The organism is Sphingobium sp. B2, from assembly GCF_007693735.1.
In the GTDB taxonomy this organism is placed as follows: domain Bacteria; phylum Pseudomonadota; class Alphaproteobacteria; order Sphingomonadales; family Sphingomonadaceae; genus Sphingobium; species Sphingobium xenophagum.
Map to the genome: position 1 here is coordinate 1,396,577 of NZ_VDBZ01000001.1, position 25,365 is coordinate 1,421,941.

24 protein-coding genes and 1 tRNA gene are annotated in these 25,365 nt (G+C 62.1%); 7 read left to right on the forward strand and 18 right to left on the reverse strand.

Annotation, left to right across the window (positions count from 1 at the left end; genetic code table 11):
• Nucleotides 1-3 precede the first annotated feature (3 nt).
• Nucleotides 4-1,422 (reverse strand): adenosylhomocysteinase, encoded by a 1,419-nt coding sequence (gene ahcY / locus FE851_RS06850; RefSeq protein WP_017184412.1) that lies wholly within the window; start codon nucleotides 1,420-1,422, stop codon nucleotides 4-6.
• A 155-nt stretch (nucleotides 1,423-1,577) separates the two neighbouring features.
• Nucleotides 1,578-2,159 carry a YqgE/AlgH family protein gene (locus FE851_RS06855; RefSeq protein ID WP_017184413.1) on the reverse strand — a complete coding sequence of 194 codons (582 nt, stop codon included), beginning with the start codon at nucleotides 2,157-2,159 and terminating at the stop codon, nucleotides 1,578-1,580.
• 99 nt (nucleotides 2,160-2,258) lie between these two features.
• Here FE851_RS06855 and FE851_RS06860 point away from each other — a divergent pair, with 99 nt between their 5' ends.
• Together FE851_RS06860 and FE851_RS06865 are read left to right on the forward strand one after the other, a co-directional pair.
• Nucleotides 2,259-2,741, forward strand: coding sequence for a peroxiredoxin (locus FE851_RS06860; RefSeq protein WP_026002626.1), 483 nt, complete (start codon nucleotides 2,259-2,261; stop codon nucleotides 2,739-2,741).
• A gap of 73 nt (nucleotides 2,742-2,814) precedes the next feature.
• A complete protein-coding gene (locus FE851_RS06865; RefSeq protein ID WP_017184415.1) occupies nucleotides 2,815-4,269 on the forward strand; it encodes an AMP nucleosidase in 1,455 nt (484 codons plus the stop codon).
• A gap of 8 nt (nucleotides 4,270-4,277) precedes the next feature.
• Here the strand turns inward: FE851_RS06865 and FE851_RS06870 are convergent, their stop codons facing one another.
• The 7 genes from FE851_RS06870 to FE851_RS06900 form a co-directional block, all read right to left on the reverse strand.
• On the reverse strand, nucleotides 4,278-5,429 hold the full coding sequence (locus tag FE851_RS06870) for a sensor domain-containing diguanylate cyclase (protein WP_145200956.1): 1,152 nt from the start codon (nucleotides 5,427-5,429) through the stop codon (nucleotides 4,278-4,280).
• A 31-nt stretch (nucleotides 5,430-5,460) separates the two neighbouring features.
• A complete protein-coding gene (locus FE851_RS06875) occupies nucleotides 5,461-7,338 on the reverse strand; it encodes a M2 family metallopeptidase (protein WP_145200959.1) in 1,878 nt (625 codons plus the stop codon).
• A 55-nt stretch (nucleotides 7,339-7,393) separates the two neighbouring features.
• Nucleotides 7,394-8,155: an alpha/beta fold hydrolase gene (locus FE851_RS06880; RefSeq protein ID WP_145200962.1), complete on the reverse strand. Its 762-nt coding sequence runs from the start codon at nucleotides 8,153-8,155 to the stop codon at nucleotides 7,394-7,396.
• A gap of 10 nt (nucleotides 8,156-8,165) precedes the next feature.
• Nucleotides 8,166-8,837 carry a DUF2238 domain-containing protein gene (locus FE851_RS06885; protein WP_145200965.1) on the reverse strand — a complete coding sequence of 224 codons (672 nt, stop codon included), beginning with the start codon at nucleotides 8,835-8,837 and terminating at the stop codon, nucleotides 8,166-8,168.
• Nucleotides 8,838-8,844: 7 nt separating this feature from the next.
• Nucleotides 8,845-9,870 carry an aspartate-semialdehyde dehydrogenase gene (locus tag FE851_RS06890; RefSeq protein ID WP_019052123.1) on the reverse strand — a complete coding sequence of 342 codons (1,026 nt, stop codon included), beginning with the start codon at nucleotides 9,868-9,870 and terminating at the stop codon, nucleotides 8,845-8,847.
• A gap of 153 nt (nucleotides 9,871-10,023) precedes the next feature.
• Nucleotides 10,024-12,252 carry a S9 family peptidase gene (locus tag FE851_RS06895; RefSeq protein WP_145200968.1) on the reverse strand — a complete coding sequence of 743 codons (2,229 nt, stop codon included), beginning with the start codon at nucleotides 12,250-12,252 and terminating at the stop codon, nucleotides 10,024-10,026.
• 119 nt (nucleotides 12,253-12,371) lie between these two features.
• A tRNA-Val gene (locus tag FE851_RS06900) sits at nucleotides 12,372-12,446 on the reverse strand.
• A gap of 140 nt (nucleotides 12,447-12,586) precedes the next feature.
• Between FE851_RS06900 and FE851_RS06905 the strand changes: the two genes are divergently transcribed.
• Nucleotides 12,587-12,703 carry an entericidin A/B family lipoprotein gene (locus FE851_RS06905; protein WP_026002628.1) on the forward strand — a complete coding sequence of 39 codons (117 nt, stop codon included), beginning with the start codon at nucleotides 12,587-12,589 and terminating at the stop codon, nucleotides 12,701-12,703.
• A 15-nt stretch (nucleotides 12,704-12,718) separates the two neighbouring features.
• Here the strand turns inward: FE851_RS06905 and FE851_RS06910 are convergent, their stop codons facing one another.
• Nucleotides 12,719-12,907: a hypothetical protein gene (locus tag FE851_RS06910; protein ID WP_017184422.1), complete on the reverse strand. Its 189-nt coding sequence runs from the start codon at nucleotides 12,905-12,907 to the stop codon at nucleotides 12,719-12,721.
• Between the two features lie 173 nt (nucleotides 12,908-13,080).
• Between FE851_RS06910 and hslV the strand changes: the two genes are divergently transcribed.
• Nucleotides 13,081-13,647, forward strand: coding sequence for an ATP-dependent protease subunit HslV (gene hslV, locus FE851_RS06915; RefSeq protein ID WP_019052120.1), 567 nt, complete (start codon nucleotides 13,081-13,083; stop codon nucleotides 13,645-13,647).
• A 103-nt stretch (nucleotides 13,648-13,750) separates the two neighbouring features.
• Complete coding sequence (gene hslU, locus FE851_RS06920; RefSeq protein WP_145200971.1) at nucleotides 13,751-15,052, forward strand: ATP-dependent protease ATPase subunit HslU; 1,302 nt, start codon at nucleotides 13,751-13,753, stop codon at nucleotides 15,050-15,052.
• Here hslU and FE851_RS06925 read toward each other — a convergent pair.
• The 4 genes from FE851_RS06925 to phaR all read right to left on the reverse strand — a co-directional run bounded on the left by FE851_RS06925 (nucleotide 15,047) and on the right by phaR (nucleotide 17,981).
• Complete coding sequence (locus tag FE851_RS06925) at nucleotides 15,047-15,334, reverse strand: hypothetical protein (RefSeq protein ID WP_145200974.1); 288 nt, start codon at nucleotides 15,332-15,334, stop codon at nucleotides 15,047-15,049. The genes hslU and FE851_RS06925 overlap by 6 nt on opposite strands.
• 103 nt (nucleotides 15,335-15,437) lie before the next feature.
• Complete coding sequence (gene proS, locus FE851_RS06930) at nucleotides 15,438-16,964, reverse strand: proline--tRNA ligase (RefSeq protein WP_145200977.1); 1,527 nt, start codon at nucleotides 16,962-16,964, stop codon at nucleotides 15,438-15,440.
• Nucleotides 16,965-17,051: 87 nt separating this feature from the next.
• The gene (locus FE851_RS06935; protein WP_130752972.1) at nucleotides 17,052-17,396 is read right to left on the reverse strand and encodes a hypothetical protein; all 345 of its coding nucleotides are present in this window, start codon (nucleotides 17,394-17,396) and stop codon (nucleotides 17,052-17,054) included.
• A 6-nt stretch (nucleotides 17,397-17,402) separates the two neighbouring features.
• On the reverse strand, nucleotides 17,403-17,981 hold the full coding sequence (gene phaR / locus FE851_RS06940; RefSeq protein ID WP_017184428.1) for a polyhydroxyalkanoate synthesis repressor PhaR: 579 nt from the start codon (nucleotides 17,979-17,981) through the stop codon (nucleotides 17,403-17,405).
• Here phaR and FE851_RS06945 point away from each other — a divergent pair.
• On the forward strand, nucleotides 17,980-19,068 hold the full coding sequence (locus FE851_RS06945) for an alpha/beta hydrolase (RefSeq protein ID WP_261370866.1): 1,089 nt from the start codon (nucleotides 17,980-17,982) through the stop codon (nucleotides 19,066-19,068). The two genes, phaR and FE851_RS06945, sit on opposite strands and share 2 nt — an antisense overlap.
• A 49-nt stretch (nucleotides 19,069-19,117) precedes the next feature.
• A complete protein-coding gene (locus tag FE851_RS06950) occupies nucleotides 19,118-20,290 on the forward strand; it encodes an acetyl-CoA C-acetyltransferase (RefSeq protein WP_130752971.1) in 1,173 nt (390 codons plus the stop codon).
• A gap of 60 nt (nucleotides 20,291-20,350) precedes the next feature.
• Here FE851_RS06950 and FE851_RS06955 read toward each other — a convergent pair whose 3' ends face one another.
• The 4 genes from FE851_RS06955 to FE851_RS06970 form a co-directional block, all read right to left on the reverse strand.
• Entirely contained in the window at nucleotides 20,351-20,500 is a 150-nt protein-coding gene (locus tag FE851_RS06955) for a DUF2256 domain-containing protein (RefSeq protein ID WP_145200980.1), read from the reverse strand.
• Between the two features lie 18 nt (nucleotides 20,501-20,518).
• On the reverse strand, nucleotides 20,519-22,108 hold the full coding sequence (locus FE851_RS06960) for an MFS transporter (RefSeq protein ID WP_145200983.1): 1,590 nt from the start codon (nucleotides 22,106-22,108) through the stop codon (nucleotides 20,519-20,521).
• A 168-nt stretch (nucleotides 22,109-22,276) separates the two neighbouring features.
• Nucleotides 22,277-22,966, reverse strand: a complete 690-nt coding sequence (locus tag FE851_RS06965; RefSeq protein WP_145200986.1) for a DUF2490 domain-containing protein — start codon at nucleotides 22,964-22,966, stop codon at nucleotides 22,277-22,279.
• A 401-nt stretch (nucleotides 22,967-23,367) separates the two neighbouring features.
• Complete coding sequence (locus FE851_RS06970; RefSeq protein ID WP_145200989.1) at nucleotides 23,368-25,365, reverse strand: acetyl/propionyl/methylcrotonyl-CoA carboxylase subunit alpha; 1,998 nt, start codon at nucleotides 25,363-25,365, stop codon at nucleotides 23,368-23,370.

Genomic DNA, 25,365 nt, shown 5'->3' on the forward strand with positions numbered 1-25,365 from the left:
TGATCAGTAGCGGTAATGGTCGGGCTTGAACGGCCCTTCGACCGGCACGCCGATATAATCGGCCTGACGCTGGCTCAGCTTGGTGAGCTTCACGCCGAGCTTTTCCAGATGCAGTTCGGCGACCTTTTCGTCCAGATGCTTGGGCAGGACATAGACTTCGTTGCGATACTGATCGCTCTTGGTCCACAGTTCGATCTGCGCCAGCGTCTGGTTGGTGAAGCTGGCCGACATCACGAAGCTGGGGTGGCCGGTGGCATTGCCCAGATTGACTAGGCGCCCCTTTGACAGGACGATGATCTTCTTGCCGTCGGGGAACTCGACTTCGTCCACCTGCGGCTTGATCTCGGTCCATTTCATGTTGTTCAGGCCCGCAATCTCGATCTCGCTGTCGAAATGGCCGATGTTGGACACGATCGCCATATTCTTCATCGCGCGCATGTGATCGACGGTCAGCACGCCTTCATTGCCGGTCGCGGTGACGAAAATGTCGGCGCGCGGGGCGGCCTCTTCCATCGTCACGACTTCATAGCCTTCCATCGCCGCCTGCAGCGCGCAGATCGGATCGACTTCGGTCACGAGCACGCGCGCGCCGCCATTGCGGAGCGAGGCGGCCGATCCCTTGCCGACATCGCCGAAGCCGGCGACGCACGCGACCTTGCCGGCCAGCATGACGTCGGTGCCGCGACGGATCGCGTCGACCAGCGATTCCTTGCAGCCGTAAAGATTGTCGAACTTCGACTTGGTGACGCTGTCGTTCACGTTGATCGCGGGGAAAGGCAGCTTGCCCTTCTTGGCCAGTTCATAGAGGCGATGGACGCCGGTGGTGGTTTCTTCCGACACGCCCTTGATCGACTGAACCGTTTTGGTCAGGAAACCGGGGCGTTCCTTCAGCACGCGCTTCAGCACCGCGCAGAAGATTTCCTCTTCCTCGTTCGACGGGGTGAACAGTTCCTCGCCCGCTTCGACCCGCGCGCCCCACAGGGCGAACATGGTGGCGTCGCCGCCATCGTCCAGGATCATGTTGGCAACGCCCGACGGATCGGTGTGCCAGTCGAAAATGCGTTCGACATAGTCCCAATATTCCTGCAGCGTTTCGCCCTTGATGGCGAATACCGGCACGCCCGAAGCGGCGATCGCGGCGGCGGCATGGTCTTGCGTCGAATAGATGTTGCAGGTCGCCCAGCGAACCTGAGCGCCCAGCGCGGTCAGCGTTTCGATCAGCACGGCGGTCTGGATCGTCATGTGCAGCGATCCGGTGATGCGCGCGCCCTTCAACGGCTGCGACGGGCCGAATTCCGCGCGCAGGGCCATCAGGCCCGGCATTTCGGTTTCGGCGATATCCATTTCCTTGCGGCCAAAATCGGCCAGGGCGATATCGGCGATCACATAATCCTGCGCCTGGGTGGCGGAAGCGGTGGCCACGATCGTGTCTCCGTAAACTTGAAATGATGCCTGTACCGCTGGAAAAAGGTCCGGGCGGCGGCGATGGCAAGCGCTTTACCAACCGCCGCCGCCCGTGGCAACTCGATATAAAGATTTCTTTATGTGATGACCCTGCCGGTCGACCGAAACCTGCGTCAGGCCGAACCGGCCCCGCGCACCAGATGCGACGAATCGACACCGGCTGCGGCATAGGAAGCGGCCCATTTGCGATGGGTGGGCACGTCGAACAACAGGTCGGCATTGCCCGGTGCCAGAAACCAGCTGTCGCTCGTCATCTCGCGTTCCAATTGTCCGGCGCCCCACCCGGCATAGCCAAGCGCGACGAGATACCGGCTCGGCCCGCGTCCCTGCGCAATCGCCTTCAATATGTCGAGCGATCCGGACAAGCCCCATTGCGTACCGACCTGCACCATGTCCTGCCCCGACCAGTCGAGCGAATGGAGGACAAAGCCGCGCCGCGGTTCGACCGGACCGCCGCGCAGGACGGGCCTGTCGGGGATCGCGCTGCCGTCAATGTCGAAACTGTCGAGCAGGCCATGCAGGCTGACGCCTTCCATTTCCTCCCCTACCGCTATGCCCATTGCGCCTTCGGCGTCATGAACGCACAGCGCGACCACGCTATGATCGAACCGCGCATCAGCCATGCCGGGCAATGCGAGCAGGAAATGCCCGCCAAAGAAACTGGTCTGGTCCATCACCGGAATATAGACCAACATGGGATGATGCCAAGGATCTCGCGGCATATTCCGTCCCCGCCCTTGACAGTCCGCCCGGCAGCAACGACCTGCGCCCTCGTCAGTTTCAGGAGAATGACCATGACCATTGCTAAGGGCGACCGCCTTCCCAGTACGACATTCACGAAAATGACCGAGGATGGCCCGGAGCCCGTGACGTCGGACGAATATTTCGCGGGCCGCACGGTCGCGGTCTTTTCCGTTCCCGGCGCATTTACGCCCACCTGCTCTGCCAAGCATCTGCCCGGCTTCATCGACAAGGCCGGTGCGCTGAAGGAAAAGGGCGTCGATGAAATCGCCTGCACCGCCGTCAACGACGCTTTCGTGATGGGCGCTTGGGGTAAGTCTGCCGGTGCCGATGGCAAGGTGACGATGCTCGCCGATGGCAATGGCGATTTCGCCAAGGCCGTTGGCCTGACCATGGATGGCAGCAAATTCGGCCTTGGCCAGCGCGGCCAGCGCTTCTCCATGATCGTGAAGGACGGCGTCGTGGCCGAACTCAATGTCGAAGCCCCCGGCGATTTCAAACTGTCATCGGCCGACCATATGCTGGGCCAGCTTTAATTCCAGAAGTCGGCGTGCATTTTCGATCGCGCGCCGACTTCCTTCCGTCATGCAACTGCGTTAGCAAGGGGCGATGACACAAAGCATCGGCAGCGCAACGGTCGCGCAACTTGACCGCCTCTATCAGACATCCATCGAAACATTGCGCGACGCCATGCGCGCTTACGGTCGCGACGGCAGCGTCCCTCCGCCGCAAGCGCGGCACGACCAGCGTTTCTGCTATCCCGAATTGCGCATCACCTATCATGGTGACAGCGACGCGCCGCCGCCCGGCCGGTCCTTCGCCCGCCTGTCCAAACCGGGCCGCTATGTCACCACCATTACCCGTCCCGCGATGTTCGCCGATTATCTGGCTGAACAGATCGACCTGCTCGTCCGCGACTATGGGGTGGAGGTCGAAACCGGCCTCAGTCACCAGCAAATCCCCTTTCCCTATGTTCTGGACGGGCTGGACATGGGGGCGCTCGACGGCACGCCCCCAACCGAACTGGCGCGCTATTTCCCCACGACCGAACTGGCCGAGATTGGCGACGAGATTGCCGATGGCCTGTTCATGCCGGATGCGGACGGTGATCGGCCGCTGGCGCTGTTCGATGGTCTGCGCACCGACTTTTCGCTGGCGCGTCTGAAACATTATACCGGCACGCCCGCCGAACATATGCAGCGCTACATCCTGTTCACCAACTATCATCGCTATGTCGATGAGTTCGTCAGCTGGGCCTGCGCGGAATTGCAGCGGGACGGCAACCGCTTTACCGCTTTGTCGGGGGCTGGTGGCGTCTATGTCACCCCCGAAACCGCCGATCCGGCTCAGATGATCGCCGACAGCGCCTGGCGCAAGCATCAGATGCCAGCCTATCACCTGATCGCGCCAGACGGCAGCGGCATCACGCTTGTCAATATCGGTGTCGGTCCGTCCAATGCCAAGACGATCTGCGATCATCTGGCGGTGCTGCGCCCGGAAGCCTGGCTGATGATCGGCCATTGCGGCGGGCTGCGCCCCAGCCAGCGGATCGGCGACTATGTGCTGGCCCACGCCTATCTGCGCGATGACAAGGTGCTGGACGCCATGCTGCCGCCGGAAATTCCGATCCCGGCCATTGCGGAGGTGCAGGTGGCGATGGCTCAGGCGGCAGAAGCCGTGCTTGGGGGGCGCGACCCGGAAGATTTCAAGCGTCGCTTGCGTACCGGCACGGTCGTCACGACCGATGATCGCAACTGGGAGCTGCGCTATTCCAGTTCCGCCCTGCGCTTCAGCCTGTCGCGCGCGGTCGGCATCGACATGGAATCCGCCACCATCGCGGCCCAGGGCTACCGCTTCAGGGTACCCTATGGCACGTTGCTATGCGTTTCCGACAAGCCGATCCATGGCGAACTCAAACTGCCGGGCCAGGCCAACCGCTTCTATGAGGAAGCGATTGCCAGCCACTTGCGCGTTGGGCTAATGACCTGCGAACTGCTGCGAGAAGGGGGCGCAAAGCTGCACAGCCGCAAGCTGCGCGCGTTCAACGAGCCGCCATTCAGATAAGGTGTTGATCAGGCAGCCGCGCGCCAGATGGCGACGCGGTCCTTGCCGTCACGCTTGGCGTCGTAAAGGGCAGCGTCAGCACGGGCGACCATGTCGTCCAGTTGCTGGTCGCCCGCCTGCAATTGCGCGACGCCAAAGCTGGCGCGCAACCGGGCGTGCGGGGCGTTGGGCAGGATCAGGCAACCAATCTCCGCGCGCACCCGCTCCATGACGTCGGCGGCGGCGGCTGCGTCCGTCTCTACCAGCAGCAGCCCGAATTCATCGCCGCCCATCCGCGCGACGATATCGCCGCGGCGGACGGCGCTGCCCAGCAACTGGGCAAAACCGCGCAGGGCAGCGTCCCCAGCGATATGGCCATGCCCGTCATTCAAAGCCTTGAACCCGTCAAGATCACACACGACCAGCGCCAGCGGGCGGCCATAACGCCGGGCATTGGCGATGGCGCGCACGGCGGCCTCATCCAACCCGCGCCGGTTGAGCACGTCCGTCAGCGGATCATGCCGCATCTGCCGCCGCAACTGGTGCGCCAGATCGCCCGCGACCACCATGACGGCGGCCACGCCCGTGCCAACATAGATGGACGGCAGGCCAAGGCCCAATATCGCGCGATAGGTGACCAAGCCCGCGCCCGGCGCCTGGCCCAGATTGGCGGCGGCGCTGACGGCCAGGGCCGTCTGAAACAGCGCGAACAGCAGGAACATGGTGAAAAAGGCCATTTCCGGTGCATTGAACCGTCGGTCGCGGGGCCAGAGGGAGGCAGCCGAACACAGCATCAATATGCCGACATAGCCCGGCACGATCATGCCCTGAAGCGCGCGATCATGGATCATCGCCGCATAGATGCCGCCGACCGCCACGACTGATCCCGCGCCCAGCATTAATCGCCAGGGTACAGGCTGTCCCGACCGCTGGCGCACCCCCGCCACCACCAGCGTACCGCTGACGACGATGCAGCATGCCGCCAGCGCCATCAGCGGGCCGCTTTTCAACATAATGCCCGCCGCATTGGCGATCCACTGGACCATTGCGGCGCTGTAGGACAGCGTCCAGCTCAACACATGGACCTGGCGTCCAAAATGTAACCACGCCACCCCCATCGCCAGCGCCATGATGACGCTGGTGAAGAAGAGCAAAGCAATGATGATGATCGCCGGGTCCACGGGCCTGGCCTTTACTGGCTTTACTTGGCGATTACCAGCCGCAAGACTTGCCTTTGTTCTGCTGGACGAGCCATTTTTGCAACGGTGCGAAATAAGCGGTCATCGCCTTGCCCGAAATCTCGCGCGTTCCAGTGAAAGCCTGCAACGCATCGGGCCATGGCTTGGAGGCACCCATTTCCAGCATCGCGTTCAACTTGGCGCCGACAGCCTTGTTTCCGTAGAAGGAACAGCGATGGAGCGGCCCCTTCCAGCCTGCCTGTTTGCACGCCGCTTCGTAAAATTGCTGCTGCAAAATCCCTGCCAGGAAATAGCGGGTGTAGGGGGTATTCCCCGGAATATGGAATTTCGCCCCCGCGTCGAACTTGGTTTCATCGCGGGTCACCGGCGGGACGATACCCTGATATTGGCGGCGCAGGTCGGTCCAGCCCTTTTCATACTGGCTCTGCGGTATCGCGCCGCTGAATACGCCCCAGCGCCATTTGTCGACCAGCAGGCCAAAGGGCAGAAACGCAACCTTGTCCATCGCCTGACGCAGCAACAGGCCAATATCCTTGTCTGGCCCGGGCACCTTGCTTGCGTCCAGCAAGCCGATCTTCACCAGATAATCGGGCGTGATCGACAAAGCGACGAAATCGCCGATCGCTTCATGGAAGCCGTCATTCGCCCCATCCAGATAAAGCGGCTTCTGATTCTGATAGGCGCGCTGGTAATAATTATGGCCCAACTCATGATGGATGGTCACGAAGTCGTCGCTGTTGACCTTCGTGCACATCTTGACGCGTATGTCGTCCTTGTTGTCGATATCCCATGCAGATGCATGGCAGACGACTTCGCGGTCCAGCGGCTTGATGAACTGGGTGCGTTCCCAGAACGTCTCCGGCAGCGGCGCAAAGCCCAGCGAGGAATAAAAGCCCTCGCCGATTTTGAACATCTGCTTTTCCCAATAGCCGCGCTGCTGCTTTTCCGGCGTGTCGGGGGTGTCGACCTGAGCGGGTCGGGTTTCGACATAACCCTTGGCCTTCAGCAACGCCCCGACGTCATAGCCCAGGTCGCCTGCGCCCTTGGGCGCGACGACATCATAGATATTGCCCCAGGATTGCGCCCACATATTGCCCAGCAGGTCGGCGCGGATCGGTCCCGTCGCCGGCTGCACCGCATCGCCATATTTCTCGTTGAGCTTGGCGCGGGTATAGCAATGCAACTGGTCATAGAGCGGCTTCACCTCCGCCCAGATCTTGTCGGTCAGCTTGGCAAAATCATCGGCTGGCATGTCATATTTGGACCGCCACATCGCCCCGGTATCGGCAAAGCCCAACTCCCTGGCGCCGGCATTGGCGATATCGACCAGCTTGGCGTAATCGTCCCGCATCGGCGCGCCAACATTGTCGTGCCAACTGACCCACATCTCTTTCAGTTCTTCGGGGTTGCGGTTGTTCCCCATCTGCTCCTCAATGTCGCTGCCATTGATCGGCTGGCCCTTGAGCGTTCCCTTCCCCTTGCCATAGGTGGACTGGAGCCGTGTCGCGAGATCATTGAGTTGCTGCGCCGCGCCCGGCGTGGTCGGCGCAGGCAGGGTCAGCGCGGTGCGCAGCAGGTCCAGGCGGCGCTTCGTTTCGGCCGACAGGCCAGGCGCGGTGGCATATTTCGCCGCCTCAAGCGCATAATCGACATTCATGGACGTGCGGATGGCGCCGAAATAGGCGGCCACGGCGTCGCTGTCGTCATTCAGATAGGTGGAATTGACCCAGTCGGCACGGTTGGAGATCAGCGAATGTTCGAACATCGCCTTTTCCGCCTTCGCAAGGAAAGCTTCGGCTTCGGCTGCCGTCGGTGCGGGCGTTTGCTGGGCAAGGACGGGCGATACAGTGAGTGCGGCCGCAAGCGCGGCAAGCGAGATGGCGATTTTCACGGGAGTTCCCCTCATAGGCTTATGAAGAGGAAGGTGACTTGCCCGGACGATACAGTCAAGCGGTCAGGAAATCGGCCATTGCCTGCCCCATCTCCTTGCGGGTGACAGCATTCATGTGATTGCCCGGTATTTCGACATAGCGCCCATCGGGCAGCACATCCGCCAGTTCCTGCGCCACGCCATTATCGCGGTCGTCCGCGCCGCAGATGATTTCGGTCGGCTGCTGAATGGCAGCGATTGTCTCGCGCGGCGTATCGACAAAGGTGTTCAGGATATGGAGCATCGCCACCGGATCACCCTTGGTGGTCTTGAGGAAGGCTTCCGTCATCCATTCCGACGTGCCACGCTCGAACGTGCCAAGGTTCGTCAGCACATTCCTGTAATAGCCGCCATTGTCGAGCGTCTGGACCAGCCCGCGCAGGCCCATCCCCGCCAGGATCACCCGCCGCGGCGTCGCTCCGCGTGCCAGCATCCGCACGGTCGTGCGCGCACCCAGCGAATAGCCACCCAGATCATAGTCGGTCAGCCCCAGTTGATCGACCAGTGCCAGCCCGTCTTCGGTCAGGGCGTCGGGCGGATAGGCGGCAATATCATGCGGCTTCCCGCTTTCTCCATGGCCGCGCAGGTCGGGCATGATCAGGCGGAAGCCCGCCTCAACCAGTTTCGCGGCATGACCGTAGCGAATCCAGTTGGTGAAGGCGTTGGAAAAATAGCCGTGGATCAGCACCAGATCCCGGCCCTCCCCCGCCACATGCACGGCGATCGGCAGGCCATCAAAGCCCTTGATGTCATGGCGTTCGATGGTCAGGTCGGTCATGGAGTAATCCTTACGCAGCGGTGGGCGGCTTGCCGATATGGCGTCCGGCGCGGGGGTGCAAGAGCGCGATCAGCGTCAGCGCACTGCCCAGTTGGGCCGCCGCCATATCTTTCTGTGCGTCCCAGACATCGCCTTGCTGGCCATTATAATAGTCAGCCGTCTCGCCAGCCGCGATCACCGTAAGCAGCCATTCGAATATTTCGTAAAGCGCGCTGCCCAAACCGATGGCGGCGAAGGCGAAGGTCAGGCTCCATCCGCGGCGCAAGCCACCGAAGCGATGCGCGCTTTGCGCCAGAGGCATTGTCAGCAGCATGCCGAACGCAAAATGAACCAACCTGTCATAGCCATTGCGCGACGTCCCGAACAAGGATGACAGGTCATGCCCTGCCAACGCCCGCGCCCAATCATCATAGGGCACATAGGAATAAATCCAGCGCGCGCCGAGTGTATGGAGCAGGAGAAAGAGCCAGATGCACGCAACAGCGCCGTTGGACAACGGCCAGCGTCGAAGCAGCCAGGGCGCGGCAGCGATCAGCGCAATGGTTGGCCCATGTTGTAGTGGCGCAAGTTCAGGATAGGGCTGGGCGATGTTGGCGAGGCCGATCGCCACAATGAGCGAGAGGATCATCCGGCGCTGCGCAACAGGAACAGCGTTCCAGAGAGCGGCAGCGCCGGAGATCATGGGGTCGTCACCCCTTCTTGAGGTGACGGCGGCCCAGCAGTTCGGCGATCTGCACCGCGTTCAGCGCCGCACCCTTGCGCAGATTGTCACTGACGCACCAGAGCGTCAGGCCATTGTCCACGGTCGAATCCTCACGCACGCGGCTGATGAAGGTCGCAAAGTCGCCGACACATTCGATTGGCGTGATATAGCCGCCATCCTCGCGCTTATCGACCAGCATGATGCCGGGCGCTTCACGCAATATGTCTTGCGCTTCCTTGGCGGAAATTTCATTCTCGAACTCGATGTTGATCGCTTCGGAATGACCCACGAACACCGGCACGCGCACGCAGGTGGCGGTCAGCTTGATCTTGGGATCGAGGATCTTCTTGGTTTCCGCGACCATCTTCCATTCTTCCTTGGTCGAACCATCGTCCAGGAAAACGTCGATATGCGGGATGACGTTGAAGGCGATCTGCTTGGTGAACTTCTTGGGCTCCGCCGGATCACCGACGAAGATGTTGCGCGACTGCTCGAACAGTTCGTCCATGCCCGCCTTGCCCGCGCCGGACACCGACTGATAGGTGGATACGACCACGCGCTTGATCGTCGCGGCGTCATGCAGCGGCTTCAGGGCGACCACCATCTGCGCGGTCGAGCAGTTGGGGTTGGCGATGATGTTGCGCTTGGTATAGCCGTCGATCGCGTCCGGGTTCACTTCGGGCACGATCAGCGGCACGTCCGGGTCCATGCGGTACAGCGAACTATTGTCGATCACGACGCAGCCGGCTGCCGCCGCCTTGGGCGCATATTCGGCGGTCGGGCCGCTGCCCGCCGCGAACAGGGCGATGTCCCAGCCGCTAAAGTCGAAATGTTCGATATTCTGGCATTTGATCGTCTTGCCGGTTTCACCGAAATCGACGGCCAGACCCTGCGACCGCGACGATGCGACCGCGGCGATCTCGTCAATCGGGAACTCGCGCTCGGCGAGAATGGTCAGCATTTCGCGGCCCACATTCCCGGTGGCACCTACGACGACGACCCTGTAACCCATGACTGAACACTCCACTCCGATGCAGATATTGCGGAGTGGGCGGCATAGCGGCGTTGCGTCATTTGTCCAGTGGCAAGCCCTTTGTTGCGCGAAAGGTCAGCTTTTCCCGCTGGACGTTGCCGCGATGCCGCAACGCCCGTTGCCGCCTGTCTCCTATGGTTTGGCGGCGTCGGGCGCTATCCCGCGCCGGGCCAGAAAATCCTCAATCGTGCGCCACAGATGCACGCTGATCCCCGGCCCGCCGACGCGGTGGGTCTGGCCGGGATAGGCCATCATCTCGAACGGCACCGCCGCGCCCTGCATCTTGGCCATCAAGGCAGTGGCATTGTCGAACACCACATTGTCGTCCGACATGCCGTGGATCAGTATCAAAGGATCACTGATCTTCACCGCCTCGTCGATCGCGCCTGATGCCGGATAGGCGCTGGGCTTGTCCTGCGGCATCCCCAGATAGCGTTCGGTGTAATGGGTGTCGTACAACTCCCACTTCGTGACTGGTGCACCCGCCACGGCCGCCGCGAAAACGCCCGGTGCCTTTTCCAGCAGCTTCAACGACATATAGCCGCCATAGGACCAGCCATAGGTCGCGATCCGCTTGGGATCGACGAACGGCTGGGCCTTTAGCCAATCCACGCCTGCCAGTTGATCCGTCACCTCGACTGTTCCCATCGCGCGATAGAGATGATCCTCGAACGCCTTGCCGCGATCGGGCGTGCCACGATTGTCGACCGCAAAGACGATCCAGCCGCGGTCGACCAGATACTGGTTCAGCGCGCCGGACCATGTGTTCGTCACCTGTCGCCCGCCGCCCGGCCCGCCATAATGGATCATGAACACCGGATAGCGCTTTCCCGCCTCGATCGGCGGGGTCATGATTTTGGTATAGAGCGTCGTTCCGTCCGCCGCCTTGATCGTGCCGAACCGGGTTTTGGCATGACTCGCCAGATAGGGCGCATAGGGATGGTCGCCCTTCAGCGCATTTTCGGACAGCCACTGCAATTGCTTGCCGCTATTGTCGGCCAGATAGACCTGCTTGGGCTGATCGCTATTCTGGCGCGTGATGACGGCGCGGCTGGCGGCGGCGTCCATCACCGCGTCATTCCACCAGCCGCTGGCCGTAATCTGGCGCGCGGCAGCCGGTCGCGTGATGGGGGCACTGTAAAGCTGCTGTTCCAGCGGTGTTTCGCGATTGCCGGTGAAATAGGCCAGCCCCGCTTTTTCGTCGACCGCCACCAGCGTCTTGACCTCCCAGTCGCCATTGGTCAGCGCCGTCCATTTGCCGTCATGGACGCGGTAGAGATGACCATGGCCGCTCTTTTCGGACCACCACAGGAAATCGCCGCCCGACAGGGGATGGAAATTGTCGCTCAGGTTGATCCAGCTTTTGGCCGTTTCGCTCAGAATGACCTTGGCCTTGCCGGTCGCAGGATCGACTGCCAGCAGGTCGAGCCGCTTCTGGTCGCGCGCTTCGCGCTGGACATAGAGCGTGCGGCCATCCTTCGCCCAGTCGACCCGCGCCAGATAAATGTCCCGATCCGATCCCAGATCGACCTTCAACTGGCCCGACCCGTCCGGCTTCATGACATAGAGGTCGACGATCGCATTGGGCGTCCCGGCGGCGGGGTAACGCTGCTGATAGACTGTCGTGCCCTCCCCGCCAATTGCGGTACGGGTGACGATGCCGACCGGGCTTTCATCGACCCGCGCAACCGCAATCAGGCTGTCGTCGGGCGACCACCAATAGCCGGTGCGCCGGTCCATTTCTTCCTGCGCGACAAATTCGGCAACGCCCCAGCTGACCGTATCGCTGCTCCCTTGCGTTACCTGCCGTTCCGCACCGCCGATCGGCTGTACGAACAGGTTGCCGCCGCGCACGAAAGACACGAAACCGCCTTTGGGGCTGACAACGCCATTCAATTCGCCGTCAGGCGTATCGGTCAGCCGCTGCACCTTGCCATCCAGCGCCGCAAGATAAAGGTCGCCATCGACCGGCACCAGGATGCTCTTGCCATCCGGCGACCAGTCATAGCTGGTGATGCCGGTGCTCCCCGCGACGGAGCGGTCGCGTTCGCGCTGCATCTTTTCCGCTTCGGATAGCGCCGCGCCGCTGCCGGTCTTGCGCGAATCGACCAGCATCCGCTGCTTGCCGGTGCGCGTGTCGATCGCCCACAGGTCCAGCCGCTCCTTTTCGTCGGCGCGCGGTTTGAGCAGGGTGACGAGCGTACCGTCCGGCGACAGTTTAAGCGCCCGCGGCTGCGGTCCTGCCAGGTCAGGGCTGGCAAAAACTCTCTCGAGCGTCAGCTTTTCCTGCGCGATGACAGGCGCGGTGGACAGCATCAGCAGCACGCCAAGCGCTGCGCCGGATTTCAGATAGGGCGGCATCGACATCCTTTCACGTCGGCGGCCCTACAGGCCACCGGATCAAGGGCAATGATTAGCCCCATGAGACTGAAAAGATCAATGCAGGGAAATAATCTGTCCCGTCCATGGCAGCCAAGCCATGGTGGGCGCGGTAGGGATTGAACCTACGACCCCACCCGTGTGAAGGGTGTGCTCTACCACTGAGCTACGCGCCCCCTTTCGGGAGGAGGCGGCCATTGGCATCGCTGGCGCGCCCTGTCAAGCGCGGCAGCATGGGCGCGCGCAAATTGCGCCTTTGCACAGCGTCGCCCAAGCGCTTAAAATGATCATGCCGCAAATATGGAGTGACGACTTAATGCGTAAGGCGCTGTTTCTGGCCATTCTGGCTACGCTGGCCGCCTGCAATACGGTGCAGGGCGTAGGACGCGATATTGAATCTGTTGGTCGGGCCGGCAAAGAAGTGATGCACTGACCGATCGACAGGATATTATTGCAGGACGCGGCCGATGGCTGTTGCGTTTTTGCGCAGCCGGACGCCATCACATTCCGGTTCGCCACAGTTGCATGCTTCGATCGTGTAGCGCACGCCACACATGACCAAAATGTCGTGATCGAAACTATAGTTGGAAATGCCCGCGCGCTCGACCTTTTCCTGAGCTCTGGCCTTGAGAGTCATGCGCGTTCTCCCATGAAAGCGGACGCCAATAATTGATGGTGCGATGCACAATGTCAATTGATCGACATTTGTTCCTGAACGGTTTGTAAGAATATTGTCGCCAAAATGCCACGCTTCGTCGTCGCTGTTCAGGCGACTTGCACCACAAAGCACAGCGTCCCATATGCCGCTTCATGAATGACCATAACAGCAGCAGCATGCCGGTCTGGCATGGCACCACCATCATGTCGGTCCGCAAGAATGGCAAGGTCGTCGTCGCTGGCGACGGTCAGGTTTCGATGGGCCAGACGGTGATGAAACCCAATGCCCGCAAGGTTCGCCGACTGCATGACGGCAGCGTCATTGGCGGCTTTGCCGGCGCCACCGCCGACGCCTTCACGCTGTTCGAGCGGCTGGAAGCGAAGCTGGAGCGCCATAATGGCCAATTGATGCGATCGGCGGTCGAACTGGCCAAGGATTGGCGCACCGACAAATATCTGCGCAATCTGGAAGCGATGATGATCGTCGCGGACAAGGATGTGACGCTGATCCTGACCGGCAATGGCGACGTGCTGGAACCCGTGAATGGCGTGGCCGCGATCGGCTCCGGCGGCAACTTCGCCCTCGCCGCCGCCCGCGCGCTGGTCGATTATGAGGCAGATGCAGAAACGCTGGCGCGCAAGGCCATGGCCGTGGCGGCCGACATTTGCGTCTATACCAACGATCAGCTCACAATCGAGACGCTGGACAGCGCCGCTTAACCTCCCTCCCGTTTGCGGGAGGAGTTTGGGGAGGGCGTGTAATCAGCCATCCCCGACATGCCCTCCCCTAACCCCTCCCTGAAGGGCGGGGAAAAGGACTGAAATGAACGACAATCTGACCCCTAAAGCCATCGTCGCCGCGCTCGACGCGCATATCATCGGCCAGCATGACGCCAAGCGCGCCGTGGCTGTTGCCCTGCGCAACCGCTGGCGGCGGCAACATCTGCCCGACGACCTGCGCGATGAGGTAACGCCCAAGAATATCCTGATGATCGGGCCGACCGGCTGCGGCAAGACGGAGATCAGCCGCCGCCTTGCCAAACTGGCGGATGCGCCCTTCGTCAAGGTAGAGGCCACCAAGTTCACCGAAGTCGGCTATGTCGGCCGCGATGTCGAACAGATCGTCCGCGATCTGGTGGAGGAAGCCGTGCGCCTGGAAAAGGACCGACGTCGCGAGGCCGTGCGCGAAGCCGCGTCGGAAGCCGCGATGGGCCGCCTGCTCGACGCACTGACGGGCAAGGAAGCCAGCGAGGCTACGCGCCTGTCCTTCCGCCAGAAGATCGAACAGCATCAGATGAACGATGTCGAGGTTGAGGTGGAAGTCGCCGACAGCCCTTCCATGCCGATGGAAATCCCCGGCATGGGTGGTCAGGTCGGCATGATCAACCTGTCCGACATGATGTCCAAAGCCTTTGGCCAGCAACAGAAGAAGCGCCGCAAGATGCGGGTTGCCGACGCGTGGGACAAGCTGGTCGAGGAAGAGCAGGACAAGCGCCTGGATCAGGATGATGTCGCCCGCGTGGCCATCACGAGCGCAGAACAGAATGGCATCGTGTTCCTTGACGAGATCGACAAGATTGCGGTCAGCGACGTGCGCGGCGGCTCAGTCAGCCGCGAGGGCGTGCAGCGCGACCTGCTTCCGCTGATCGAAGGCACGACCGTTTCGACCAAATATGGTCCGCTCAAGACCGACCATATCCTGTTCATCGCGTCCGGCGCCTTCCACGTCGCCAAGCCCAGCGACTTGCTCCCCGAACTCCAAGGCCGCCTGCCGATCCGCGTCGAACTCAAGGCGCTGACCGAGGAGGATTTCGTGGCGATCCTGTTGGACACCAAGGCGAGCCTGGTGGCGCAGTATCGCGCGCTGTTGGCGACCGAGGAGGTGACGATCGACCTGACGCCCGAAGGCATCCACGCCGTTGCGCGCATTGCCGCGGAAGTGAATAGCGAGGTCGAAAATATCGGTGCCCGCCGCCTTCAGACCGTGATGGAAAAGCTGCTGGAAGATGTCAGTTTCGAGGCGGAGGATCGTCGCGGCGAAACGCTGGTGATCGACGCCGCCTATGTCGAAAAGCAGCTCAATGCCATCGCGCATGACACGGATCTGAGCAAATATGTCTTATGATACATTGCCGGGGATTAGCGCGACTGGGAGAAATTCGCCGCGCTCAGCCATGGCTTGCAGCGTCAGTGCACCGCGAACTGAAAAATGGTAGCCATTGCCGAAATCGGGTGACGACTTGTCTCGGCAATGTGCTGATCGGTGGCCATCTTCAATATCAAAGGCCGGAGAACCACGACCGTGGGCATGCCAATTTCGGCAATGATCACACCAAACAACGACGCCATTATCCGAAGTACGAAATGCCGATAATGGATTGCCCAATGTTCCGATCTGAATCGTCATAAACCACATCCGTTCGTTTCGAGCGTAGTCGAGAAACATAGCACAGCGCTGGCGGCTTCTCGACTACGCTCGAAGCGAACGGAGGTATTTTGTCTGCCGAAGCTCAATAACTCCGCCCGACCAGTACGCGTTCGACCGCCTTCTCGCCGGTGAATATGCATGTCCCGTCGGCGGGGTCGGCATCATTGGGCACATTGCGCAGTGTCAGCTTCTCGCCCTTGAGCCACTGCACCACCTTCTCCAGCGCCTCGCCAGTTGGCTTGGCCCATTGCACCAGCGCCCAGCCGGGCTTGGCGCTGGCGGCGAAATAGGCCTTGAGCGCTTCAATGTCGGTGATCGACCTGTCGATGCTGCCATCCAGCCTGGACTTGGCATCCGCGAACAAGGACGCCTGAATCTCGGTCAGCATGGCGGTGGCGCCGGCGACGAAATCATCCCTGGCGACAATCTGGCTGTCGAGCTTGCCGTCGGCGCGATAGAGCCGGTCGCGCCGGATCACCGACACATTGCCGCCCGCCACGTCGCGGCCGCCCACCTCGATCACGATGGGCGCGCCCTTCTTGACCCAGCCCCAGCGCTTGGTCGCTGCCTTGGCCGCCCGACGGTCAAGCAGCGCGCGCACGGGTTCGCGGAACACGTCCAGCGCATTGAGCTGACCGACCAGATCGGCGCAATAATCGACGATCGCGGCGTCCTCGTCCGTGTCGCGCAGCATCGGCACCACGACCACCTGATAGGGCGCAACGCGCGGCGGCACGCGCAGTCCGTCATCGTCACCATGGACCATGATCAGCCCGCCGATCATCCGGGTGGACATGCCCCAGCTGGTCGTCTGCGCCAGTTCCTGCTGCCCTTCGGCATTCTGGAACTTGATATTCTGCGCCTGGCTGAAGGTGGTGCCCAGGAAGTGCGAGGTGCCGGCCTGCAACGCCTTGCCGTCCTGCATGATCGCTTCGATCGAATATGTCGCGACCGCGCCGGGGAAGCGCTCATTCTCCGGCTTTTCGCCCGCCACGACGGGCATGGCGACGCAGTCTTCCGCAAAGCTGCGATAGACTTCCAGCATCTTCATCGTCTCTTCCATCGCCTCTTCGACGGTGGCGTGGGCGGTATGGCCTTCCTGCCAGAGAAATTCGGTGGTGCGCAGGAACATGCGCGTGCGCATTTCCCAGCGGACGACATTGGCCCACTGGTTGATCAATACGGGCAGGTCACGCCAGGACTGGACCCAACGGCTGAACGCCGCGCCGATCACCGTTTCCGACGTCGGGCGCACGACCAGCGGCTCCTCCAGCTTGGCTTGCGGATCGGGAACCAGCTTGCCGTCCTTCTGGATCAGCCGGTGATGGGTGACGACCGCCATTTCCTTGGCGAAGCCGTCGACATGTTCGGCTTCCTTTTCGAAATAGCTCAAGGGAATGAACAGCGGGAAATAGCAGTTCTCATGGCCCGTCGCCTTGATCTGCGCGTCGAGCAACGTCTGGATGCGTTCCCAGATGCCATAGCCCCATGGCCGGATGACCATGCAGCCGCGCACGCCGCTTTCTTCGGCAAGGTCCGCTTCCGTAATGACGGCCTGATACCAGGCGGAGAAATCCTGTTCGCGGGTGACGGAAAGGGCGTGTTTCACAGAGATGGCTTGCCTGCTGTAGGGAATGGATCGGCGCGCAATAGGCCATGCGCGCTATTCCCGTCCAGCCCCGACGCGCATAGATGTTCAGCCGATGGCGACACCCAGTTTTTCAAGCCATGCGCGCGCTTGCTTGGGCTCGCCCGGCGCATCCGATGCCACCGGGCCGCGGGCGGCAAGAAAGGACTGGTGCAGCGCAAACGGCTCCAGCCCCAACTGATCGCGCAGGGCGTCGATATCGGCGGCAAGTTCATCCAGCGCCGCGATGACAGGTGCTGTCCTGGCGCGGGCCTGCCGGTCAGGCTTATGGTCGAACAGGCCCCAAACCCCGCCAGCCGCCGTTTGAAGCGCTGCGATCAACGCGGCTTCATAGTCGGCTTCCAGCTCGGCCCGCCTTACGTCCAGCCGTTCGAGCCGGTCAGCCTTCGCCATGGGGTATCAGCCCAGCTTGTCGATCTTCGCGTTGAGCGCGGCGAGTTGCGCCTTCAACTCGGCGATCTCGTCATCCTTGTCGGCTTCCGCGGGAGTCGTGCCCGGAACGCCCGGAACACCGGGCATCAGCCCGCCTGCCCCCTTGAAGGCGCTGGTCGCGGCCTCGAACATCTGCATGTTGCGCTTGGCGATCTCGGCCAGCGGGCCGCCGCCGAACGCACCCTGCATCGCTTCCTGAAACTGCAACTGGTTCTTGCGGAAAGCGTCCATCGACGCTTCGAGATATTGCGGCACCATCGACTGCATCGAATCGCCATACATGGAGATCAACTGGCGCAGGAAGTTGACTGGCAGCATATTTTCGCCGCGCTGTTCTTCTTCCATGATGATCTGCGTCAGGACATTGTGCGTGATGTCCTCGCCGCTCTTGGCATCGACGACCACGAACTCGCGGCCCTCGCGCGTCATTTGCGACAGGAGATCAAGGGTGATGTAACTGGAGGTTTCGGTGTTATAAAGCCGCCGGTTAGCGTATTTCTTGATAACGACCGGCTCTGATTCATTAGCCGCTTTAGATTTGGCCATGGACACCTCTCCCGCACCTGCACAATCCTTATTAGCACAGGGCGTTGCCGCACCGCAACATGGCCCGAGGCCTTTACCCCTTTTTCTCAACATTTTATGGCGCGAAACAGAGGGCGATCCCGAACTGCGCAAGCGCGCCTTCGTCGGTTTGCGCCGCTATCAGCAGGCAAAGCGGCCCGCCCCGCCGCCTGCCCCGGCCAGCATGGTGCAGGTCGGCAGCGCCCGGTTGTTGCGCTATGGCGTTGAAAATGGCCGCGCTCCGGTGGTTTTCGTGCCCTCGCTCATCAATCCGCCGCAAGTGTTGGACCTGTCGGAACGCCGATCTTTGCTGCGCCACATGGCCGCAGCAGGACATGATGCATGGCTGGTCGACTGGGGCGCTCCATTAGCTGGTGACAGAGCGATGGGGCTTGAAGGGCATGTCACCGAACGGCTCTTGCCGCTGATTGCGGCGCTGCCGCGACCGCCCATCATCGTGGGCTATTGCCTGGGAGGAACGCTGGCGATGGGTGCGGCGATGCTGCGCCCCGTTCAGGCAGTCGCAACCATTGCCTCGCCCTGGCGATTCGATGGCTTTGGCGATGCCGACCGGCAGGAGATCAGTGCTCTGTGGCGCGGCGCGAAACCGATGTGCGATCGGCTGGGCTATGTTCCGATGGAGGTGCTGCAATCGGGTTTCTGGGCGATGGACCCGGCGCGCACGATCCGCAAATTCGCCGTCTTTGCCGATGCCGCGCCGGGTTCCGACGGGGAGCGGGCGTTCATGGCGGTGGAGGATTGGGCCAATGGTGGCCCCCCGCTTACCTTTGCTGCGGGGCGCGACCTGTTCGACGATCTCTATGCCGGTAACGCCAGCGGACAAGGGCGCTGGACCGTCGGCGGACAGGCGGTCGATCCGCAGGCGCTGACCTGCCCCACCCTGTCGATCCGTTCCACGACCGACCGGATCGTCCTCGCCGCCGCCTCGGCCGAATTGGCTACAGACTGGCAATTGAAACTGGGGCATGTCGGCATGGTCGTGGGTGGGCAGGCGCGCGAAACTCTGTGGCTTCCCCTGTCCCAATGGCTTTCCAGCCATGGCGGATGATGCTATGTGCGCCTGCGAAAAGAGACCCCAATAATAGAGGATCGAGCCTTTGTCAGATATCGTCATTACCGCCGCCAAGCGCACGGCCGTCGGCAGCTTCATGGGCGCGTTCGGATCGACTCCGGCGCATGAACTGGGCCGTCAGGCAATCATCGCCGCGCTGGCGCAGGCCGGGGTCGCGCCCGACGAAGTGGACGAAGTGATATTGGGCCAGGTGCTGAGCGCCGGTCAGGGGCAGAATCCGGCGCGTCAGGCCGCCGTCAATGCCGGCATCCCGGTCGAGCGCACAGCGATTGGCATCAACCAGCTCTGCGGATCGGGCCTGCGCGCTGTCGCACTGGCGGCGCAGGCGATCCGTGCGGGCGATGCCAGCATCATGGTGGCCGGCGGGCAGGAAAACATGTCGCTGGCCCCCCATGCGCAATATCTGCGCGCGGGCAGCAAGATGGGCAATGTCAGCCTGGTCGACACGATGATCCATGACGGCCTGACCGACGCCTTCAACAATTATCATATGGGCATCACCGCGGAAAATCTGGCGGAAAAATATCAGATCAGCCGTGAAGCACAGGACGCTTTCGCGGTGGCCAGCCAGAACAAGGCCGAAGCCGCGCGCGCAGCGGGGCGCTTTGCCGACGAGATCGTGCCGGTCACGATCAAGGGCCGCAAGGGCGACACGATTGTCGATCAGGACGAATATATCCGCGCTGGCGCGACCATCGAAGCGATGGAAAAGCTGAAGCCCGCATTCAAGAAGGACGGCAGCGTCACCGCCGCCAACGCCAGCGGCCTGAATGACGGTGCCGCCGCGCTGGTGCTGATGACCGCCGATGCCGCCGCCAAGCGCGGCGCGACGATCCTGGGCCGGATCGCGGGTTTTGCGACCTGCGGCGTCGACCCTTCGATCATGGGCATCGGCCCCGCGCCTGCCAGCCGCAAGGCGCTGGAAAAGGCGGGCTGGGCACTGGCCGATGTCGACCTGATCGAAGCCAATGAAGCCTTCGCGGCGCAGGCGCTGTCGGTCGGGCAGGAACTGGGCTGGGATGCGTCCAAGGTGAACGTCAATGGCGGCGCGATCGCCATCGGTCATCCGATCGGTGCGTCGGGCGCGCGGGTGCTGACCACCCTGTTGTATGAAATGGCCAAGCGCGACGCGAAGAAGGGTCTGGCGACGCTATGCATCGGCGGTGGCATGGGCGTGGCGATGTGCATCGAACGCTGATCGCCTGAGACATTGAAAATGGCCGTCGCTCCAGCAAAGGGAGCGGCGGCCTTTTTCGTGTCAGGCTTTGCGCGGCGCGCTACGGCAGCGGTCGGAACAATAGACGACATTGTCCCAGTCCCGCTCCCACTTCTTGCGCCAGGCAAAGGGGCGCTGGCAGACCGGGCAGGCCTTGGTCGGCAGATCGCGCTTCGCTACGCCGCGTGGCATGGGCAATCCCCGGCTGTTTCAGGCGTCGAGCGGGCGGTCCTTCGTTTCCGGCAGCGCGACGAGACAGGTGATAAGCGCCAGCGCCACGACGGCCAATGTGTACCAAAGCCCGGCATAGGGATCACCCGTGCGCGCCACGATATATTGGCTGACGAGCGGCAGGAAACCGCCGAAATAGCCAGTCCCGATATGATAGGGGATCGACAGCGACGAATAGCGGATGCGCGCCGGGAAATATTCCGACAAGAGCGCCGCGACCGGCCCATAGGTCGCACCCGATAGCGTCCAGAGCAGCAGCAGCGCGCCGAACAGCATCATCGCGCGCGGCCAGTCCGGCGTTACGGCACCGCTGGGGTAGCCCCCGGCCTTCAACGCCGTGTCTAGGCCGTCGCTACTAAGGTCCGTGACCTGCAAATCGCCAATCTGCACCGCAGGCGCGGGCGCGGCCTGCTTGTCATAGGGGATGCCGCGCTTGGAAAAATGGTCGAGCAATTTGCCGCAGGCGGTCGGCTGTACCTTGGCGAAGGGATCGAATACGCAATCCGGGCCGCGCACCACGACAGGCGAGCGCGCGCCTGCCTCCACCAGCGCGGGGTTCGCGGTCGCGCCCATGAATTGGTAGAGCGGCATCAACAGCAGCAACACCAGCGCATAGCCGATGACGATCGGCTTCTTGCGCCCCACCCGGTCGGACAGATGGCCGAAATAGACAAAGGCCGCCATGCCCGCAAAGGCGCTGCCCCCCACCAGCAATTGCGCGATGCCGGGAGAGACATGCAGGCCATTTTGCAGGAAATAGAGCGCCTGGAACATCACCGTATAGGCAATGACGGTAAAGCCCGCCGCGATGCCGATCATCGCGACCAGCATCCGCTTTCGGTTGCCGGGATAGGTGAAAGCCTCCTTGATCGGGTTTTTCGATTGGGCGCCTGCCTTCTTCATGGCCGTGAATACCGGGCTTTCGCGCAGCATCAGCCGCATCCACAGTGATATGCCGAGCAACGCGAGCGAGAAGATGAAAGGCAATCGCCAGCCCCAGTCCGCCCAGATGTCCGGCCCGACGATTGCCTGCGTACCGACCACGACGATCAGCGACAGGATGAAGCCGCCGATCACCCCGGCCTGAATGAAGCTGGTGTAAAAGCCGCGTCGGCCGGGCGGCGCATGTTCAGCGACATAGATGGCCGCCCCGCCATATTCGCCGCCAAGCGCCAGTCCCTGGGCGATGCGCAGCACTATCAGAATGATGGGCGCGGCGATGCCGATGCTGGCGGCTGACGGCGTCAGGCCGACCCCGGCGGTCGCGACGCCCATCAGGATGATCGTGGCAAGGAACGTATATTTGCGGCCGAGCCGGTCACCCAGATAGCCGAACAATGCCGCGCCGATCGGACGGAAGGCGAAGCCGATCGCAAAGCCCGCCAGCGTATAGAGCAGTTCGACGGTGGGATTGTCGGTGGGAAAAAAGGTGCGCCCGATGATCGGCGCAAGGACGCCATAGATGTAGAAATCATACCATTCGAACACGGTGCCGAGCGCCGAGGCGGTGATGACCAGCCGGTCGCGCCTGACGTCCATCACATAGTCACTGCCGACCGCTCCGTTCATCCCCTGCCCCCCTTAACTTCGCACTTTTCCCGGCAATCGTGATATTTAGTTACCCGATCCGGCAACTAAATTTCCAACATCGCGCGACGCGACCGCCTGCATCGACCCTGCGCAACACAGGGGCGATATGGCATGAAGCAGGGGCAATAGGACAGGCAAAAACCTGCGTCAGCGTCGCAGTTGCAGCGTCACCAGCAGGACATGGTCGACATCGTCTGCGCGACCGCGATTTTTGACATATTGATTGAGATAGCCGACCTCCATCGTCGACTTGCCCGCCAGCGGCAGTTCCAGCCCGGCAAAGCTGCGCAGCCGGTCAAAGCCATCGCGCGCGCCCCAATCGGTATCGTTAAGGGCAACGAATCCTTCCGCATAGACCAGCGCCGACACGCCCCCCGACCTCTCCGTCAACGGCACTGCCAGCCGGATCATCTGGCGCAGCCGCCACCCCATATCGTCGCGGCCCGACACCCAGCGCTGTTCCAGCCGCGTGCGGGAAGAGAGCGGCCCGCGCGCAACCCTGCCAAGTGACCAGTTGATCTGCTGGAAGCTGCGATGCTCGCGCGTTTCGCTGCCACCCGATTGCGGCGTGCGGACATAGGCATAGCCCTGAAAGACGGTCAGCCGGTCGGACAGTTTGACGCCGATCGCCGGACGCAGCAGCATCTGGTCCAGCCCGCCCATATCCCTGCCAAAGCGGGACTGGATCTCGGCGAAATAGACGATGTCACCCGAAACCGGCCCCTGCGCGATAGCCTGGAGCCAGATTTGCTCATCCTCGGCGGCGTGGGCCGGCAGCGCGGCCATGGCGGTGCAGAGGGCGAAAAGGCCGAAGATCGTCTGTCGCAGGCTGCTCATCCGGCGGCTGCTAGGCGAAGGATCGGGGCCGGGGCAAGGCGTGACAGCCCGGCGAAACATTAAATAACAAAGGGCGATCGTGGTCCTAGCAAGCCCGGTGCCGAAATCCTGCCCCCGCAGCGGTAGAGGAATCGCATATACGCTTTCGCCATCCCTACAACGTCATCCTGAACTTGTTTCAGGATCCATCGCGCCCCAAAAGCTGCTGCTCGTGACGAGAAATGGATGCTGAAACAAGTTCAGCATGACCAAGAAAAATGAGGCGCGTTTTATCTGCGATAGCCATACCCCGCGGGGAACGAGGAACCTTGCTCAACACGCCAATTCCGGTTTGCAAACTATGACAAAGGGCCGCCCCGCCTGAGCGGAGCGGCCCTCTATTTTCGCGATGCGGCGTGCGCCTATTCCATTTCGAGGATGATGGCATCGACGGCCAGGCTGTCGCCCTGCGCCGCCGACACGCTCTTGACCACGCCCGCTTTCTGCGCGCGCAGGATATTTTCCATCTTCATCGCCTCGATCACGGCCAGCGGCTGCCCTGCCTCGACCTTGTCGCCTTCGCCGACATGCAGTGCGACCAGCAGGCCGGGCATCGGGCAGATCAGGTAACGCGACAGATCCGGCGGGATCTTTTCGATCATGTGCGCAGCATAGCGTGCAGCATGGGCGGGCAGGATGCGCAGCTTGTGGCTGGCCCCATGGCAGGTCAGCACAAAGCCGGAGCGGACGGGCGCAATGCGGACGGCCAGCTGCTCGTCGCCAAACTCCGCCTCGATCAGACGATCGCCCGGCGTATATTCCAGCGCCATGTCGATGCTGACGCCATCGACCGTGACTTCATCGCCGTCAATTTCGACGTCATGGGTTGCGTCGCCAATCTTGACCTGCCAGCCGGTCGGGGGGCTGAGGCGCTTGCCCAACTGACCATCGATCCGACGCGCCCGATCGGCCTGCGCCATCGCGGCGAAGGCACCGATGGCGGACAGGCGCACCAGCAGTTCGGGCGACGCAGGCGCGCCCTGGAACCCGTCAGGATATTCCTCCGCAATGAAGCCGGTGGTGATGTTGCCCGACCGGAACCGTTCATGCTGCATCAGCGCGGACACGAAATCGATATTGTGGCCTGGCCCCTCAATCTCGAACTTGTCGAGCGCCTCGATCTGCTTGTCGATCGCTTCCAGGCGCGTGGGTGCCCAGGTGATCAGCTTGGCGATCATGGGATCGTAGAACATGGAGACCTCGCCCCCCTCCTCCACGCCGTCATCGACGCGGATCAGCGCGCCGCTTTCGTCCGCGCCGGTTTCGGGCGGATTGTAGCGGATCAGGCGACCGGTGGACGGCAGGAAGCCACGATAGGGATCTTCGGCATAGACGCGGTTTTCGACTGCCCAGCCGTTGATCTTCACATCGTCCTGCGTGAAGGCCAGCTTCTCGCCATTGGCGACGCGGATCATCTGTTCGACCAGATCGACGCCGGTGATTTCCTCCGTCACCGGATGCTCGACCTGAAGCCGGGTGTTCATTTCCAGGAAGTAGAAACCGTCCCCGGTCTTGTCCTCGCCCGACACGATCAGTTCGACCGTGCCTGCGCTGAAATAGCCGACGGCGCGGGCCAGAGCGACGCACTGCTCGCCCATCTTGCGGCGCATTTCGGGGCTGACGAACGGTGACGGCGCTTCCTCGACCACCTTCTGGTTTCGGCGCTGGATCGAACATTCGCGTTCGTTCAAATAAACGATATTGCCATGCTGGTCGCCCAGCACCTGAATTTCGATATGGCGCGGGCTTTCGATGAACTTTTCGATGAACACGCGATCGTCGCCGAAGCTGGCAAGCCCTTCCCGCTTGGTCGCTTCAAAGCCTTCGCGAACATCCTGTTCGGAATAAGCGAGGCGCATCCCCTTGCCGCCGCCGCCAGCCGACGCCTTCATCATCACCGGATAGCCGATCTCGTTGGAGATTTTGACGGCATGTTCGGTGTCATCGATGACGCCGACGAAGCCGGGCACGACATTGACGCCCGCTTCCAGCGCCAGCTTCTTGGACTCGATCTTGTCGCCCATTGCCGCGATGGCATTGGCAGGCGGACCAACGAAGATGATGCCCTCCGCGTCCAGCGCGTTGCGGAAGCTTTCGCGTTCGGACAGGAAGCCGTAGCCGGGATGGACCGCGTCGGCGCCCGTCTGCTTGCAGGCCGCGATGATCTTGTCGGCGATCAGATAGGATTGGGCGGCGGGCGACGGGCCGATATGTACTGCCTCGTCCGCCATCAGCACATGCGGCGCGCGCGCGTCGGCATCGGAATAGACCGCGACGGTCTTGATGCCCATTTTCTTGGCCGTACGCATGACACGACATGCAATTTCGCCACGGTTCGCGATCAGGATTTTTTTGATCAT